Here is a 17,763-nt window from a genome sequence, read left to right on the forward strand (position 1 = left end):
GTTGATGAGCTTTCGGAATTCTGGAGGCTTTCACTTAATGAAGCTGATGAGCTTTCGGAGTTCTGCAAGCTTTCGCTTAATGAAGTTGAACTACTTTCGGAGTTTTGCAAGCTTTCACTTAATGAAGCTGAGCTGCTTTCCGAATTCTGGAGGCTTTCGCTCAATGAAGTTGATGAGCTTTCGGAATTCTGGAGGCTTTCACTTAATGAAGCTGATGAGCTTTCGGAGTTCTGCAAGCTTTCGCTCAATGAAGTTGATGAACTCTCAGAGTTTTGTAAACTTTCACTTAATGAAGTTGAGCTACTTTCAGAGTTTTTCAAACTTTCACTTAATGAAATCGATGAACTTTCGGAATTTTGCAAACTTTCACTTAATGATGCTGAGCTACTTTCGGAGTTCTGTAAGCTTTCACTCAATGAGGTTGAGCTACTTTCGGAATTCTGAAGGCTTTCGCTCAATGAGGTTGAGGAACTTTCAGAGTTTTGCAAGCTTTCACTTAATGATGCTGATGTACTTTCAGAGTTCCTTAGACTCTCACTCAATGAGGTTGAAGAACTTTCGGAGTTTTGTAAGCTCTCACTTAATGATGCTGATATACTTTCAGAATTCTTTAGGCTCTCACTTAATGAAGTCGATGAGCTTTCAGAGTTCTTTAGGCTTTCACTCAATGAAGCTGAGGAACTTTCTGAATTCTGCAAGCTTTCGCTCAATGAGGTTGAGGAACTCTCGGAGTTTTGCAAACTCTCACTCAATGAAGTTGATGAACTCTCAGAGTTTTGTAAGCTCTCACTTAATGATGCTGAGGAACTTTCTGAGTTTTGCAAGCTTTCACTCAATGAAGTTGAGTAGCTTTCGGAATTTTGCAAGCTTTCACTTAATGAAGCCGAGGAGCTTTCTGAGTTTTGCAAGCTTTCGCTCAATGATGTTGATGAGCTTTCTGAGTTTTGTAAGCTTTCACTTAATGAGGTTGAGGAACTCTCTGAGTTCTTTAAGCTTTCGCTCAATGATGTTGAGCTACTTTCAGAATTTTGGAGGCTCTCACTCAATGAAGTTGATGAGCTTTCCGAGTTCTTTAAACTTTCGCTCAATGATGTTGAGCTACTTTCAGAATTTTGGAGGCTCTCACTTAATGAAGCTGAGGAACTTTCTGAGTTCTGGAGGCTCTCACTCAATGAAGTTGAGCTACTTTCGGAGTTTTGCAAGCTTTCACTTAATGAGGTTGATGAACTCTCAGAGTTTTGCAAGCTTTCACTTAATGAAGCTGAGGAGCTTTCGGAATTTTGCAAGCTCTCACTTAATGAAGTTGAGCTACTTTCGGAGTTTTGCAAACTTTCACTTAATGAAATCGATAAACTTTCGGAATTTTGCAAACTTTCACTCAAGCTAGTTGAGGAACTCTCAGAGTTCTTTAAACTTTCACTTAATGAAGCTGAGCTACTTTCGGAGTTCTTTAAACTCTCACTCAATGATGCTGAGCTACTTTCGGAGTTCTTTAAACTCTCACTTAATGAAGTTGAGCTGCTTTCAGAGTTTTGCAAACTCTCACTTAATGAAGTTGAAGAGCTTTCGGAATTTTGCAAGCTTTCACTCAAGCTAGTTGAGGAACTCTCAGAGTTTTGTAAGCTTTCACTCAATGAAGTTGAAGAGCTTTCTGAGTTCTGCAAGCTTTCACTCAAGCTAGTTGAGGAACTTTCGGAGTTCTGCAAGCTCTCACTTAATGAAGTCGATGAGCTTTCTGAGTTTTGCAAGCTTTCGCTCAATGAGGTTGATGAGCTTTCTGAGTTTTGTAGACTCTCACTTAATGATGCTGAGGAACTTTCGGAGTTTTGCAAGCTTTCACTTAGTGAGGTTGAGCTACTTTCGGAATTCTGGAGACTCTCACTCAATGAAGTTGAGGAACTTTCGGAGTTTTGTAAACTCTCACTTAATGATGCTGAGGAACTTTCAGAGTTCTTTAAGCTTTCACTCAATGAAGCTGAGCTACTTTCGGAGTTTTGTAAGCTTTCACTCAATGAAGTTGATGAACTTTCGGAGTTCTGCAAGCTTTCACTCAAGCTAGTTGAGGAACTCTCAGAGTTTTGTAAACTCTCACTTAATGAAGCTGAGGAACTTTCTGAGTTCTTTAGACTTTCGCTCAATGAGGTTGATGAGCTTTCTGAATTCATTAAGCTATCACTTAATGAAGCTGAACTACTTTCAGAGTTCTTTAAGCTATCACTTAATGAAGCTGATGAGCTTTCCGAGTTCTTTAGACTATCACTTAATGAAGTCGATGAACTTTCCGAGTTTTGCAAGCTTTCACTCAATGAAGCTGAGCTACTTTCGGAGTTCTTTAGACTTTCACTTAATGAAGTTGAAGAGCTTTCGGAGTTTTGCAAGCTTTCGCTTAAGCTAGCTGAGCTACTTTCAGAATTTTGGAGACTCTCACTCAATGAAGTTGATGAACTTTCGGAGTTTTGTAGGCTCTCACTTAATGAAGTCGATGAGCTTTCGGAGTTCTGCAAGCTCTCACTTAATGAAGTCGATGAGCTTTCGGAGTTCTTTAAACTCTCACTCAATGAAGCTGAGCTACTTTCAGAGTTTTGCAAGCTTTCACTCAGGCTAGTTGATGAACTTTCAGAGTTTTGTAAACTCTCACTTAATGAAGTTGAGCTACTTTCGGATTTCTGTAGACTTTCACTTAATGAAGTTGAGCTACTTTCAGAATTCTGGAGGCTATCACTTAATGAGGTTGAGCTACTTTCGGAATTTTGTAAACTATCACTTAATGAAGTCGATGAACTTTCGGAGTTCTGTAAGCTTTCACTTGATGAAGTCGATGAGCTTTCCGAGTTCTTTAGGCTCTCACTTAACGATGTTGAACTGCTTGTTTCAAACGGAATGGAACTGTGGTAAACAACACTAATTGTCGAGCCGTTTACAATGTTGGTGTTGATGTTGCTCATATCTACTGTGTTATCAGGTTGATACTTTGCATTTGTTCCAGAACCCGTTGATATCGTTCCTGTACCTGGAGTAATGTCTACTGTGTAATTTGTTACATAAGGGGAGTCTTGGGTAACAGTTGAACCATCACTATATTTCTTGGTTGTCTCTACATTTGTATTTTGAAGGTCAAATTGATATTGAGCTTTACTACCTTTAGGTGCTGTATAAGCCTGGCCACCATCATTATTTAAAGTTATTCTATTAGGATTATTTATCTGAACTGAAGTAACATTTGTATTAGATCCAACGTCAAAATTGGTTTTTCCTGTCATCGTTACAGTAGAACCTTCACCAAATGTAACTAAGTTACTTACACCATTCCGACCTTCCGTTGTCTTGGAGGCATTGTGATCACCATTTAGAGTAATATTGGTGCCTTGAGTTTCTAAAGTAACATTCGCATTTTTTCCGATTGAAATAGTATTACCTGGCGTAGGGGTGACTGTATTCCAATCTGGGAAAGTAATATCCCCATGGATTGCATTTTTCATTACTACAGTAGCATTATCACCAATTGTTACTGTATGGGCGGCAATATTACCTCTAGAAACAATAATATTATTAGCAACATTCCCACCATCTAATGTCACATTAGCATTACTGTCAATGATTGTATTATAAGGAGTGGCAATTAGAGGTTTATCATTGGTATCATAACTTTGCCAATTCGTACTATAATTCTTACCATCATAATTATAAGAATCTACCCCAGTAATTGTTGTAGTACCTTTAATCTCAAAATCTCTAAGACCATCAGATGACCCAGTAGTTGTAGTACTACCACTTACAGTTGTTCCCCCAATTGCATTAACATCATCATATACTAAACGAGCACTAGAGTTACCTATTGTTGGTCCATCTAACCATACTGAGCCATATTGAGAAGCTGTATAAAGATTAGCATCTTTGAAAGTTATCACAAGTTGCGGACTAGTCTTTTCCCAATTAGTATTAATGTATCTAGTACCAAAGTTAATCGTATGTCCGTTACCATTAATAGTGATATTACGTGGATTACCTATTTTGATATTATCACTTATACCCAAAAATCCCGTTTTATAATTTCCTAAATCAATATCTCCAGTTAAATTGATAGTAGTAGCAGTACTTTTGCTATTTTGAATTTGATTATAGAAATCTTCAGTTGTACTTACATCAACTGAATTAGGGTCGGCTGCCAAGACCTGTACACCTAATTTATTAGTAATTTTGCTTGCGCCAAGTTGATTTTGATCAAGCGAATTAGTAGTAGTCTTTAAATCTGATGATGATTTACCAGTATAGTTAACTCCGTTAAGAGTAATTAAATTAATAGCTCCTAATTCTAAACTATTATCCTGGTTGCTCAAGGAATTACTTAGGGAAGATGAAGCTACTGTAGATTGAGAGTTTGTGGTTGAAGCAGTTTGTTGGTTTCGAACAGAGACACTTTCACTTATTGTCTTATTAATTTGTGAATTGGATTGAGAACTTTGCGAACCAACTTTACTTCCAGATTTACTTTGCTTGCTCTCACTTTGCGAAGATTTAGTAGTTGACTTACTTTGATTCCCCGATAAACTCAAAGACCTCAAAATATTCTGAGATATACTTAAAGAATTTGAAAGACTCTGTTCTTTATTTACTGATATTGACGCACTAGTTGATTGACTTATGCTTAAATCATTTTGATTTGATTTACTAATATCAGTCTGAGTTGAATCATTACCGCTCTTAGAATTAGAAACAGATCCAACTATTTCTGAACCCGAATCAATAGAATTAGTGGCAGCTTTTACCTTGCCTGTCGGCATCAAAGCGGCTCCAACTGTTCCAGCACCTAATAATGCTGTTAGTCCTGCCAGCTCTTTTAAATATGAAGTATTCTCTTCTCCCTTTAATTCATAAGGGTCAACATATAAATTTTTATTTTTTCTATTACTCTTTCTGTTTTTTCTCTTTTTGCCCATATCTTCTACTTCCTCTGTTGTCATTAATCAAATATTAAGATATTCATTGATCTTAACATTATATTATATACTTGATTTCTTTTTTAGTACAACCAAATTAACTCTACAAGTACCTTACTTTGCAATAAAAATAGAGTTTTCAAATTAAATAAACTAATTATTAAATTCATACTTAATGAATTAAATTTTGAGCCACAAATATTATTAAAATAATTAAAAAAAATATCCCCATAATAATTTCTTTCCATGGGAAAGAACGAGATCTTTTTTCATAGGCCTTTTGCTGATGTTTTTCTACTTGCGAAAGCCGCTTCATAGCGTGCTGCTCAACTAAAGTTTTTTCAGAATGAGATTTATCTTCCTTCATTTTTTAGTGCTCCAATAACTTTACGATACTTTTCAATCGACTCATCCCCTGCCTGCAAACGTTGTTCATCTACTAATTCGCGCATAACATCTGTATTTTCCAATGCTTTACTTATTCTAGTGATAAGATGATCAACTTGAGTTGATTTAAATATATTTTGAGAGCCAATAAAGTTGCGATTGTGCAAGGTATTACTAAAACCTACAATCAACATATTTTGTTCAAAGGCGCCTCTTACTGAATCAAGAATTTCATTACCATGGTTAATATCTAGATAGATATCACATTTTTCATATAATTCTTTAACCTTCTTCGGAACTACACTCGGATATAAATGAACATTATTAAATTTATCAAATGCTAATAATTTAGAAGACATTTCAGTAATTGCCGCAATATGAAAATGAATATTAGGTAAGGCTGTTACAATCTCTTCCAAGTGCTCAATTTGATCCGAATTAGTCATAATTACGGCTTCAGGTCGCATCTTATTACCACGCGGATGAGGATAAATCGTGCCTAAAAATTGAAAATCAACATATTTACTTTCTGGTAATTTATCTTTCCAATTTTGCCAATCCAAATAATTTTGAAAGATGACATGTTTTGTTCGTGTTCGATTATTATTCAAATATTCAAGATTATCTGGTAAAGATTCTCCTGTTCTTTCGTTCCAAAATAAAGTATCAGTACCTTTTTCATCAAGAGTCAAAGTGGTTAAAAGTGATTGATTCAAGGTATTATAAAAAATATGATCTAAATTGTACTTTCGTTTCTTCAAGTAATAACGTATAAAATTTGCTACATTTGTAAAATGCAAAGTTTCATTATTTTGATGTAGGAAAATATCTCCAGTTTGCATATAACGAGTAATTATTTCATGTCCCTCTACATTAAAATATTTTCGAATGGCTGCTTTACCATTTTCATAAAAAGTTTTGGCAAATTTTTTCCCTTGGCGATTATAGTGATCTATCCAACTTACTGTTCCGTTATTACCAAGCCAGCGAACTTCTTTAACTAATCGATTGTTATCTGTAGCAATAAAAATTATTTCTCCCTTTTTTTGATGTAAGTCATAAATTTCCCCTTTACTTGCAGTAGCTAAAATTCGATAAAATTTAGGGATCTTAACTTGATCAAAATAAAGAGGATTATTTTCATCAGAAAATTGACCATAAAACTTAATTGGAGAATCCACTCCTTCTGGTAAAAAACCATCATCTTCAATTACAACTGTAGGAATTTTATAATTAGCAAAAAGTTGTGATCGCAATAAATCGATCGATGCCATATTCATTGTTTCGAATAGATTAATCATGTACTAACTCTCCCAACACTTGTTCCCATTTCTTAGTGATATTTTTAGTTAAATATGGTTTAGCGATTTGATATGATTTTTTACTAAACGATTCTAAATCACTTTCTTTAAATAATTTTATTATCGCTTTAGTTAACAGTTCTTCTTTTTTAAATTCATTCCAATTCTCATCATACGGAATCAAATAACCATTTTCATTATTTTCTATAAAAGTTGGATTACCATATGGCACATCAAAACCAATCATTGCCAGTCCTGAACCAATAGCTTCAAGTAAGGATAAACCAAAACCTTCACTAGTTGATCCAGCAATGTAAGCTGAATATTTACTATAGATATTGGTTAAATCGTATTGTCCCATCAAATGAATGTAATCTTGAGCGTTATTGGCATTAATCAAATTTTGGAGCATTGCTACCTCAGAACCTTTTCCATAAATATCCAGACTTAATTCTGGAATTTGATTTTTTGCTGCCACAACAGCTTTAATTAGCCAATCAATATGTTTTTCTTTGGCTAAACGTGAAGCAGTAATTAAGGAAAAAGGCTTTCTCTTATCGGTTGGATATATTAATTTAGGTAAATTTCCAACAGGAATACAGTCGATTCTGGGTTGGATATGATAGTATTTCTTAAATTGCTTAGCTAGAATTTCTTTTTGATTGTTAGTAGCTACAACAAAACTGTCTACTTCAGATGCATGAGAAAATTGATATTCATAGAAGTTATTCCATAAAATATGATGCTCATTCGTGTAATGCTTATCAAAATGTTCAGCATGAACAACTACTATTAATTTTGCTGGACCATGATTTTCAAATATTAATTGACCATTTATTAGATTTTCATCTTCGTCTTCACGATCTAAAATAATTACATCTTGCTTAGTAAAATTTAATTGTTTTAACATAGCTAGATATAACTCATCTTTTGAATAGAGGATTTTACCATCTGCAAATTCAAAAATTTCTTGTCCACTATTTAAATATTGAGTATAGGCAAGAGAACCATTTTCGTTAAAGAACTCTCGAAAGACCACATGATTATTTTTATCTGTACCTAAATAGTACTCACTGCAATATTTGGTATAAGAATAAAAATCTCTCCTCACTAACACAGCTCCACGACGATATCCTACTTGGTCAATTGGCCCTTTTTCTTTATCATTTAGGCGGACAATTACATTAAAAGTATCATCTAATTGATAAACAATTTCTTTCCCAAGATTATTTATTTTTTTTGAACGTTTTTTTAAATCAAGATCCCTTTCTAATTGACTAAGTAAATATGTGGAGGGAGCAATTTTTATGTCAGTAAAAAAATTATAAAGCCAAATTATTTCTTCATCTTTAAATTTCATATTGCGTGTTAGATCAGCAATATTATTCTCTAAAATTAAATCTGAAAAAATAAATTTAGCATCTATTTTTGCATCCCTTAAACTTTGATTACGATATTTCTGAGCAAATTCTACCCCTGAACTTGCCCATCCTATTCCTAAGTTAACATTATATACAGTCATAACTTCCCTCAAATCAATTAAATATTACTACCAATTGGCCCTTTTCATTAATCGTAATTTGACTCAATAATAAATTATTAAAAATCGCTACTTTCATTTTATCTAAAAATTTTAAATAAGACGAAAAAGCAGCCTCATTTTGTAATAACTCTGCAGGACGAGTTGTTTTATTCCAACCTCGTGCCTCAATTTTTAATTTATCAATTAGATCTACTTGATCAATCCAACAATTATCCATTGCTGAAATCATAACTTGATGATAAAACTTATTAAGTTGTTCTTCATTAATCAGTGTCTTTTTCTTTTGCGTTAAATTTTGTTCAATAAGATTTTTTAAAAACTGCTTAATCTCTGTTCGATTTTTAAGATTATCAGGTATTTCTACCTTATCATAAGTAATATGTTGATTAATAAAATATTTTAATTCTGATAAGTCGGTCAAATTTTTCTTATCTAAATAAAGTTCTAAAGCCTGATCAATAATAGTTTCGATTTCATTTTTAAGATTATTGCTTTTAATAATATGATTTCGCAGCTCATAATAATTCTTACGTTGAACAGCTAAGATTCGTTCATCTTTATTGGTTTGCGAACGTATTAATTCACTCTGTACTTCAACGCGTCGACGTAATTGGGACAAACTAAGAGAAATTAAGGGATTTTTGAGTAAACTCACTTGTTTATTTTTCTTCTTTTTAGCTATTAGTTTACGATAAGTTCTTTTCTGGCGCTCTGAACTATGAGTAGAAACAAATGAATCTTCTAAAGAAATATAGAACTCACTTGATCCAGGGTCACCCTGACGTCCCGCACGACCTGACAATTGAAGTTCCACTCTTTTAGGTAAAAGCTCAGTTCCAATAACTGCTAATCCACCAAGTTTTTTAACTTCTTCATCAACCTTAATGTCGGTACCACGTCCTGCCATGTTGGTGGCAATTGTTACTGCTCCTTTTTGTCCAGCGTTTTTAATAATTTGAGCTTCATAATTTGTGTTATATGCATTAAGAACGTTATGAGCAATTCCAACGTTTAATAATAATTCTGAAATAATTTCTGAATTTTCCACAGAACCTGCGACTAACAAAACTGGCCGCCCCTGTTCATGATATTCGTCAACTGCGTTAATAGCTTCAATTAACTTATCTTTTGTTGTTAGGAAAACTAATGGACGATAGTCTTTTCTAATTACTGGCAAACGAGTTGGAATACGTACAACTCGTAAGTTATAAATATCCAAGAATTCTTCTTCACTAACCTTTACCGTCCCACTCATCCCACTAACTTTATTAAATAGTCCAAACAAAGATGGGAAAGTTATCGAAGCAGCGGTTTTTTGTATGGTAGTAAGTTCAACATGTTCTTTAGCTTCTAATGCCTGATGAATTCCTGTACTTACCTGAACACCAGGTTTTAATCGTCCTGTTTCTTCATCTAAAAGCACCACTTTTCCCTTTACTACCAGATAATCATGTCCTTTATTCATCGTTAGATGAGCACCCAAGGCCAAAATTATATGACGATAAATATTACGATTTTTTGTAGCAAATAGATTATCTATCCCAAAAAAGGTTTGGGCTTTTTTAATCCCCTCTGCTGTTAACCAATAAACTTTTTCATCTGAATGAAAAACATAATCTTGCTTTTTATTAAGTAAACTCACAAATTTATCGGCTAATCCATAAATATTAGATTGAACTGTGGGGCTAGAAGAAACAACATATGGTGTTTGTGCTTCATCTAATAATACTTCATCTACTTCGTCAATAATCACATAATTAAAGGGACGTAAATATTGTTTTTCTTTTGTCGAAGCTAAATTATTAAATAAATAATCAAAAGCTAATGAAGCTGCTGTCGTATAGACAATATCAGCTTCATACCAACTTCTTTTAGTACTAGGATCGATAGGTTGCGTGTCTTTTTCTTTTTTAAAACCTAAACTTACACTTAAACCCAGCCATTCGTAAACTGGTGCAAGTTCCTTTTCGTCTCGAGCAGCTAAATAGTCATTTGGGGTTACTAACATTGCGCCTTTGCCAGTTAAAGCATTTAAATACAGTGGCATGGTGGCTGCCAAGGTTTTTCCCTCACCAGTTTTCATTTCTGCAATTGATCCTTGATGAAGAATGATTCCCCCTAATACTTGCACATCATAAGGAAACAAACCTAAAATGCGATAGTCTGCTTCTCGTACAACTGCAAAAGCTTCAGGTAAAATATCATCAAGTGTTTTTCCCTGAGCTAATTGTTTTTTTAAAAATTCAGTTTTATTTTTGAGCTCTTTATCACTCAATTTTCGCATTTGGGGTGCTAATTTATTTATTTTTCTTAGTAATTTCCTTGGTTTTCTTAATCTTAGTGAATCCGAAGCCATAAATTACTCCTTAAAGTACTCAATTACTTTGCTAATTGCATCTTGAATATTAGTGGAATTAATTGATTCCTTAAGCCAATGATTTTCCATACTGCTAGATTCATTTTCAACTAATTGTTTTGCTAAAACTACTTCAGTTGAAGAATTAAGGTTAGACCCGATTTTCTGTAAAAATGTATCAGTATTTTTACTTGTACTCAATAAAACAACCTTTTCACTGGCATAGTGATTCAATAATTTTGTTAATTCTTTTATTTGTAATGTACTCTTTTGCCAACTTAAATATCCGATGATTAAATTAAATCCTAAGTGATCGGGCAAGACGTAATTATTAATTTCGCGTGCTCTTTTTGAATCTGCTATCAATAACACGGCCAACATTTTTTTATTACCACACTGATGTATTTCTACTGGATAAAAATCAGTAAATGCCTCATCTGGTAGTGATACTTCCCCTAATTGAATTCGTTTAAAATATATTTCTTTACATCCACTGTTAATTATCTCTAAAGTATAAGAAACTGCATTAGACGGATAAATAAACGTCATTTCTTTTTCGGTAAAAATTATTTTCTTAATTTCATTTGTCTGCAAATCAAAAAATTTCAAGCAAAAAATAGCCGTATCAACAGGCTTTACATCCAAATCTATCACTAATTTATAAGTTTTATTACTTAATAAAATAGGAAGCCGTGGTACTTCTTTATGTGCTTGATAATTTAAACTAGAAGACCATTTCATGATTGTTTTTCCAGGAGGCATTAGTTCATTTTTAAATTTTACTATTTCATTAGCAGTCTTTTTTAAAGAAGTACCTGCCATATATCCGGCATTTATTTGATCCCAATATATTTGATTAATTATTTGCATCATGATTTTTCTCGTCCAAAATCCTTTAAAATTTCATTTAACCTAGCAATAAACCAGTTGTTTACCATCGGGTCATCATTGTGTCGACCAGTAAATCCCTGAGTTGAAAATTGTAGAGATTTTTTAACTACGGGCGATTCACTTAAATCCTGAATGGCGTGATCATCATAATCATCATTTTTCATGTATCCTACAAATAATCTAGTCTTTGAAAGATCTTGCCGGTTAAACTCCTGCCAAAATTTTTCATCTAATTTTTGTAACTCTTTTTTATTAAGAGAATCCACTAAATTATTATCAATATCACAGATTGTTTCAAACTCATCAGGACGCTCTAAGGCCATCCGTGTAGATATATAACCTAAATTTGTTAATGGCTTAGCCACATTGATAGCATATGCTTGCAATTGTGCTCCATATTTAAGAGCTGGATAGGTTCCCATTGAAATTCCATTCATCACTAGTTGAGACGAATCAAATCCTAACTCGGCTAATTTTTCATTGATTACACGCTTAATTTCTTTTCCTATATAGCCACTCTTATCATCATAAAAAGCACCAACACTTAATCTCATATCGGTAAATAATAAAGATGGAGCTTGAAGATTATTAAATAAATAAAAGCCTTCAAATCCTTCTTTTTCACGAGCACCAGAGAAATACACATTTAATGGTGGTTTCATGTCACCGCGATTGAAAAGATAAGCAATATCATCACGATTAACGGGATCGATAATTCTTTCTCCACCAGGCATCAAAATCCCAATTCCATCTCTGCCCCAACGTGAATGAAAAATGCCAATTGTTAAATCTCCGCTTCCCTTAACTTCTATATTAATACTACTTATTCGGGCTTTTTTTGCTATTTTTAATTGTGAATAATAGTCATCCTGATCATAAGTATCAAGATTAAGAAGTCTCTGATCTTTAACACTCTCACTAGTTCCCCAATCTTGAGTAAATATTCGTAATCTCACCTCAAAATTATTATTTTTCATTGAAAGCCAAAAGTTAATTAATTTATTAGGGTCAATATACAAATTGGATTTATAGGTGCCGATACTTATCCATTCATTATTTGTATCAAGATTTAACTTTAAATGTCCAGCATCCACATATTCAAAGTCTGTTATAACTTGAGAATTTAACATTAACTCAGTTGGAAAAATTCTTAATCCGGATTGACCGCCAAAATAACGTCCAAGTAATTTATTAATTAATTCTTGTGGTTCTTCACTAATTGGTTGAGCCGATAAAGATTTAAGAAAATAGTTAGTCGATTCATCAATATTTTCTATCACATCCGGCATATATAAAACATGATGTGATAACACTAAAGAATGCAATTTTTCCCAATCTTGTGAAGACATATTATTTTTGCCTGTAATTATAACTACATCAAAATTTTTCTGCCTTGCCTTATTGTTCCCTTTTTCATTATCAGAATTAATTTCTTTTTGATAGAATTCAGCAAAATCATTAAAATGCCACTCTAAATCATTTTCTATTTGATAAAGTTCTTTCCAATTTTGCTCTCCTAATTGCAACACTCTCATTATTTCTAATCTTCCTGACTATTGTTTAAAAGTGCTTTCCACTTTTTCATAATATTTGTTTCTGAATACTGGTTCATCAGTTGCACATTGTAAACTAATGCATTATTCCAAGCATTTAAATCATTTAGGTAATAATCAATATAATTAATCAATTCATCTATATCTTTATAAATAAAACCATTTTTCCCATTTACAACTGTTGATGATAAAAAATTCTGTAACTGTGGAATGCCGATACTAATTGCAGCCATTTGGATCAATTCGTCGACTTTACCATAATTAATCAGGACTCTAGTAGTATCTAACAAATTTAATAATTGTGAAATACTAGTTAATCGTTGATGATCAACTTTAATATTAGGGATTTTTTTACTATCTTCTTTTTCTTCTAGGGATGCATTTTCAGCTTGCTTTGCTTCATCTCCAATAGTAAAATTCTCTCTATTTTCTTGTTTGATTTCTTCAACTACAGTATTAATACGATTAAATTGATTAATATCATAAGTGAAAATTTTCAGGCTTCTATCTTTTTGACTTGCCGCAACGTAATTACATATGTTAAGAATAAATTTTTTTGCTTCTTGACCGTCAATGTTTTCCGCAAAAAATGTAATCTCTTGCCTAGTCTGGCGCGCACTATGACCTAATTTAAATTCAGCATTATGAGTTGGAATAATAGTAATATTAAACTTATTTCCATATTTTTGGTTTATTTCATCGGCTTCAAATTGATCATTAACAACTAAATTACCTTGTGGTATCTCTGCGAGAGTAGTCTGATATGGAATACTCTTATTTAGAATATAAATAGGATTTTTATCTGCAAATATTCCGGTAGATACTGTGGCTTTATCATCTAGGGTAACTATCAAATGATCTCTAACAGAATTAAAAGTGGTTATTAAATAATTTGTTAACACCTCAGAAATTAGTTCATTTATATTACTATAAGTAACTTTCTCACAAAATTTAAAATTTGGGTTAATTAAAATTCGACCATCATTTCTTTTTTGTTTAAAACGCCATTCTTCATATGGATTATAATAAATCACTTCTTTTTGGGTGATTTTTGAAGAAATAAAACCACGACTATCCATTAATAATGTATAATTTTCTGCCTCTGAAGTGCCTTTATATTCCACTTTGAGAATATGGCCATCTATGTCATAAAAGACAGTCGCAAATAATTTATCATCAACCACTACTAATGTACGAAATGGTCCAAAATCAAAAATTGCATTTTTGGGCCAATTAAAATCAGTCAGTTCTACTATCTTCCCTGCAAAAGTTTTAATTCCTTGTAAATAATCATAGATGGAAAAAATCTTTTCTGGTGTAAATGATAAACGATTTAATTTACTAAGAAGTTGGGGTTGATAATCTGTAACAATTAATCCGATTTGATGATTATTATCCTTTAACACTTCCATAGTTCTCGTGGCATCATAATTTTCAATCATTGGGATACTTACAGACCAATCTTTTAATTGACTATGCCAAGCAGGTACAAAATATTCCATTATCTATCTTTCTTCCTTTATTAAACGGTCGTATTTATATGGGAAAAGTAAAGTAGCCAATTGATCCTTTATACTGCCAATAAATAAGGTTATCATTACTATATTCATAGGAATGATAGCTAAACCAGCATAACGTCCTAAAAAGTAGTTTCCGTAAAGTCCCACAATTAATTGAAGTGCATTTAGCAGGGCCCCGGGAATAGATATAATCATAATTAACTTAAATAAATATTTTTTCGTTGGTTTACCAGGAATAATATTTTTGATGTAAAGATGATTATTTCTAAAACCTTTCGCTTCATCTTTTGGATCAAATGAGACAAACATAAAGAAATAAAATAAAACCACTGCCATTATAAATGAAATAGTTATATTAAATTTCCAGTTATTAAATATTGAGTGAGAACTTAACTTTTGACTTAACATAATCGGAACAGTCAAAATTGCCATACCAACCATATACATCATCATGGCCGCAGTATTGAGTCCAATTGGCACTAACATTTGCTTACTATTTGAGGAGAAACTAGGATTAATTAATTTTAAAGGATAATAAGCCCTATTAAAGGCTACCCAGAAAAATATTAAAGCCAAAATAAAAATTATAAAACCAATAATCCATAACCAAACATGATCAAAAGTAAAGATCATTTTCACATTACGGATAATATTTGGAATAGTATTATTTAGAATTCCAGTTAAAATTACTGGTGCACTAGCTCCAACACCATATTTGACATTACGATAGCAAAGCCAAACTACTAAACAAGAACCGGCTGTTAATATTGCGACCATTTTTACATCTTGCAATAAGTCTCTGTGTTTATCGATATTTGATACAAGGAAAATAGCTTGTCCAATAGTAAAAATCAGAGTTAAAAAATGCATGAAATATTGAACTTGATTTTGCGATAAAGCATCGAAGCCCCCAAATTTTGTCATCATCAATATTTGCATTAGAACCATTGAAAACATTAAAGGGTTAAGTCCAATTGAAAAAATAGAGAGTCGTGCATAATTTGCACCACTAAAAGCCCCTAGTAAAGTAAGCGGGGTATCATTAATTGCTTGTACATACTGCCGAGTTACATCAGCAAATGGTAATGGAATGTAGGTTCCGGCCAAATAAATTATCACTATTAACAGTGTAAAACTTAATCTTTTAATTACATTTAAGAGATTTTTATTTTGTATCACGTTCAGTCTCCCATATATTAATAATTCCATAATACAATAAAAAAGAAAAATTTAATATCATGCTAGTTCCATAATAATGTATATTTATAAAGAATTTAATCATTAACTCAAGCAAAAAGAAAAGAGTCAAGCGAATTTATCGCCTGATTCTTTTTCAATAAAAATTTCTATTCCTACACTTCTTGATTAATGAATGGACCAGAAAATAGTTTGCTATAATTATTAACAGGTTAGCATTAATATCTAGCTAATATTAATGCTAATTTAGTAGACAAGAATGACTACCACCCCTCATTTAATTAAATTCTACGGAGGTGAAGAGTCATGAATATTTTGGATAAACTGGAGGGAATTTTACGGTTGATTTTGCAACCGGCATTTTGATTCTTTCGATTGCTGCAATTAACTTTGCTAAAGCATATCGAATAATCAAAAAAGCTAATCATAAAGATTAGCCTTTCCCTCAGTTATTCAAATCTACGATTGAGAGTAATGAGCCGCCACTCATTACTCTCTTTTCATTTGTACTTATATTATTATATGTTCGCAATCTAATTAAAGCAAATTTTTTAAGTTGTGCAATCTTAGAATATTTTAACTCAATTATTTTAAATACCTAAATTTTCAAAATATTCACCTAAGTTATCTACCTGATTATCATCGTCGCAAATCAAACTATGGATAATAGCTAATTCTTTAATTATGACCTTTTGCTTTCTTCATCAATGGTTGTCATAAACACTTCTCCTAATTTCTTACTGGATTTATTTTGAATGTTTCGCTTTAGTACTATCTAACCTACATGCATGTCTTCATCCATTAGGCGACTTAAAATTAAGTTTGTCTTTCTTGGCAAGTAACCCAACTTTAGCCCACCAGTGGTATGTACACTAATTGCATGTTCATCATATTGATTATCTGGTTCTCTTATCAAAATTAGTGGATCATTTTCTTGTAACCTTAGAATAAGATTGTTCTTCCAAATCTAAATATTGACTACCAGTCAATTTACAACCGTATAAGAAAGCATCACGCGAATTTTTGGAATTTATTGTAATACTGCTTCTTTAGTTCATCAATCTACATCTGCATCTTGTCTATGCGGTCAAGCACATCTTCAAAAAATCCATCAGGCGAGATGAATACTGTTTCGTTGTTATTGATTTCCATGGTGTGAGGGCTCCTTTTGGTATTTTAAAATGGTAAAGTTAATCCTAATTTTTCAATCTCAACCCCATCATTTACTTGTACTAAAAACGACATTAAAAGAAAAGCTTGGTTAAGAGCTAAACTAATTTCAGGTTTAGTAAGAGGCAAAAGATCAACCTTTTTATGTTTAATAACATTATTTTGGTATACAGCATATGATTTTAAAATTGAAATTGCATAATTGATTGTAAAACCATTAAATTTATGCGCGCCTAGATATTTTCCTAAAATCGTTGATGTTGAACCATCTTTCCCTCTTAATTGATTTTCTAAACTCCTATCACTAGTAAGCAATATTCTTAAAAGTTGTTCTAAAGCTAATCTAATATCATCTAATGCTTCTCTGTAATTCTGATTCTGATATTGGGATACCCCTTTATTCCATTGTTCTCGTACTGGTTCATACTTTTTTATTAACTCGGAAAATATATTTTGAGAACTACTTTTATGTTCAGATAATTCTTCTTTATGTTTTTTTATATATTCTAAATCCACCTTAGTAAAATATTCTTCTACAAATATAGATATATTTGTTCGATGCTTTGAATAGTCTTCCCAACTATCTACATATTCATTTATATATCCTAACCTTAACATTTCATATAAATATCCCAAAAAATAAATTGGTTTCATTTGACTAAATACTTTTTTAACATCATTTTTGTCCCATCTCTGAGGTATATATACATCAAAATTAAAAATAGGTTGAATTATATTATAGGTTTTGCAATATAAATTTAAAGTATGAACTACAGTTTTTGGACTCAATTCATATGAAAGCTCATTATAAATTATGTCTAATTCATTTAAATTAAAATCTATATTTCTAGGTTCAGTATTTTTCTTCATATCTTATCCCCCCAAAAAATTATTTTATTGGATTGATA

At 32.2% G+C, this 17,763-nt stretch carries 11 protein-coding genes; all 11 read right to left on the reverse strand.

Annotation, left to right across the window (positions count from 1 at the left end; genetic code table 11):
• On the reverse strand, positions 1 to 4,937 hold a 4,937-nt coding region (locus NFR82_RS07400), incomplete at its 3' end, for a pectate lyase-like adhesive domain-containing protein (RefSeq protein ID WP_338147001.1).
• Between the two features lie 172 nt (positions 4,938 to 5,109).
• Positions 5,110 to 5,304, reverse strand: coding sequence for a hypothetical protein (locus tag NFR82_RS07405; RefSeq protein WP_251717652.1), 195 nt, complete (start codon positions 5,302 to 5,304; stop codon positions 5,110 to 5,112).
• On the reverse strand, positions 5,291 to 6,625 hold the full coding sequence (gene gtfB, locus NFR82_RS07410; protein ID WP_251717653.1) for an accessory Sec system glycosylation chaperone GtfB: 1,335 nt from the start codon (positions 6,623 to 6,625) through the stop codon (positions 5,291 to 5,293). Before gtfB ends, NFR82_RS07405 begins: the two co-directional genes overlap by 14 nt.
• On the reverse strand, positions 6,618 to 8,147 hold the full coding sequence (gtfA, locus tag NFR82_RS07415) for an accessory Sec system glycosyltransferase GtfA (protein WP_251717654.1): 1,530 nt from the start codon (positions 8,145 to 8,147) through the stop codon (positions 6,618 to 6,620). The genes gtfB and gtfA overlap by 8 nt, the downstream gene beginning before the upstream one ends.
• A gap of 13 nt (positions 8,148 to 8,160) precedes the next feature.
• Entirely contained in the window at positions 8,161 to 10,524 is a 2,364-nt protein-coding gene (secA2, locus tag NFR82_RS07420) for an accessory Sec system translocase SecA2 (protein WP_251717655.1), read from the reverse strand.
• Positions 10,525 to 10,527: 3 nt separating this feature from the next.
• The gene (gene asp3 / locus NFR82_RS07425) at positions 10,528 to 11,397 is read right to left on the reverse strand and encodes an accessory Sec system protein Asp3 (RefSeq protein ID WP_251717656.1); all 870 of its coding nucleotides are present in this window, start codon (positions 11,395 to 11,397) and stop codon (positions 10,528 to 10,530) included.
• Positions 11,394 to 12,950, reverse strand: coding sequence for an accessory Sec system protein Asp2 (gene asp2, locus NFR82_RS07430; protein ID WP_251717657.1), 1,557 nt, complete (start codon positions 12,948 to 12,950; stop codon positions 11,394 to 11,396). Before asp2 ends, asp3 begins: the two co-directional genes overlap by 4 nt.
• Before the next feature lie 5 nt (positions 12,951 to 12,955).
• Positions 12,956 to 14,470, reverse strand: a complete 1,515-nt coding sequence (gene asp1, locus NFR82_RS07435; protein WP_251717658.1) for an accessory Sec system protein Asp1 — start codon at positions 14,468 to 14,470, stop codon at positions 12,956 to 12,958.
• 3 nt (positions 14,471 to 14,473) lie between these two features.
• Complete coding sequence (secY2, locus tag NFR82_RS07440) at positions 14,474 to 15,667, reverse strand: accessory Sec system protein translocase subunit SecY2 (RefSeq protein ID WP_251717659.1); 1,194 nt, start codon at positions 15,665 to 15,667, stop codon at positions 14,474 to 14,476.
• A 793-nt stretch (positions 15,668 to 16,460) separates the two neighbouring features.
• Positions 16,461 to 16,601, reverse strand: coding sequence for an HIRAN domain-containing protein (locus NFR82_RS07445; RefSeq protein ID WP_251717660.1), 141 nt, complete (start codon positions 16,599 to 16,601; stop codon positions 16,461 to 16,463).
• A gap of 260 nt (positions 16,602 to 16,861) precedes the next feature.
• On the reverse strand, positions 16,862 to 17,725 hold the full coding sequence (locus NFR82_RS07450; protein ID WP_251717661.1) for a hypothetical protein: 864 nt from the start codon (positions 17,723 to 17,725) through the stop codon (positions 16,862 to 16,864).
• Positions 17,726 to 17,763 lie beyond the last annotated feature (38 nt).

The organism is Lactobacillus agrestimuris (assembly GCF_943193025.1).
GTDB lineage: Bacteria > Bacillota > Bacilli > Lactobacillales > Lactobacillaceae > Lactobacillus > Lactobacillus agrestimuris.

Bases quoted from the DNA above. Each gene is read 5' to 3' on its own strand.
- NFR82_RS07405 (WP_251717652.1), bottom strand. From the start codon at position 5,304: ATGAAGGAAGATAAATCTCATTCTGAAAAAACTTTAGTTGAGCAGCAC.
- gtfB (WP_251717653.1), bottom strand. From the start codon at position 6,625: ATGATTAATCTATTCGAAACAATGAATATGGCATCGATCGATTTATTG.
- gtfA (WP_251717654.1), bottom strand. From the start codon at position 8,147: ATGACTGTATATAATGTTAACTTAGGAATAGGATGGGCAAGTTCAGGG.
- secA2 (WP_251717655.1), bottom strand. From the start codon at position 10,524: ATGGCTTCGGATTCACTAAGATTAAGAAAACCAAGGAAATTACTAAGA.
- asp3 (WP_251717656.1), bottom strand. From the start codon at position 11,397: ATGATGCAAATAATTAATCAAATATATTGGGATCAAATAAATGCCGGA.
- asp2 (WP_251717657.1), bottom strand. From the start codon at position 12,950: ATGAGAGTGTTGCAATTAGGAGAGCAAAATTGGAAAGAACTTTATCAA.
- asp1 (WP_251717658.1), bottom strand. From the start codon at position 14,470: ATGGAATATTTTGTACCTGCTTGGCATAGTCAATTAAAAGATTGGTCT.
- NFR82_RS07450 (WP_251717661.1), bottom strand. From the start codon at position 17,725: ATGAAGAAAAATACTGAACCTAGAAATATAGATTTTAATTTAAATGAA.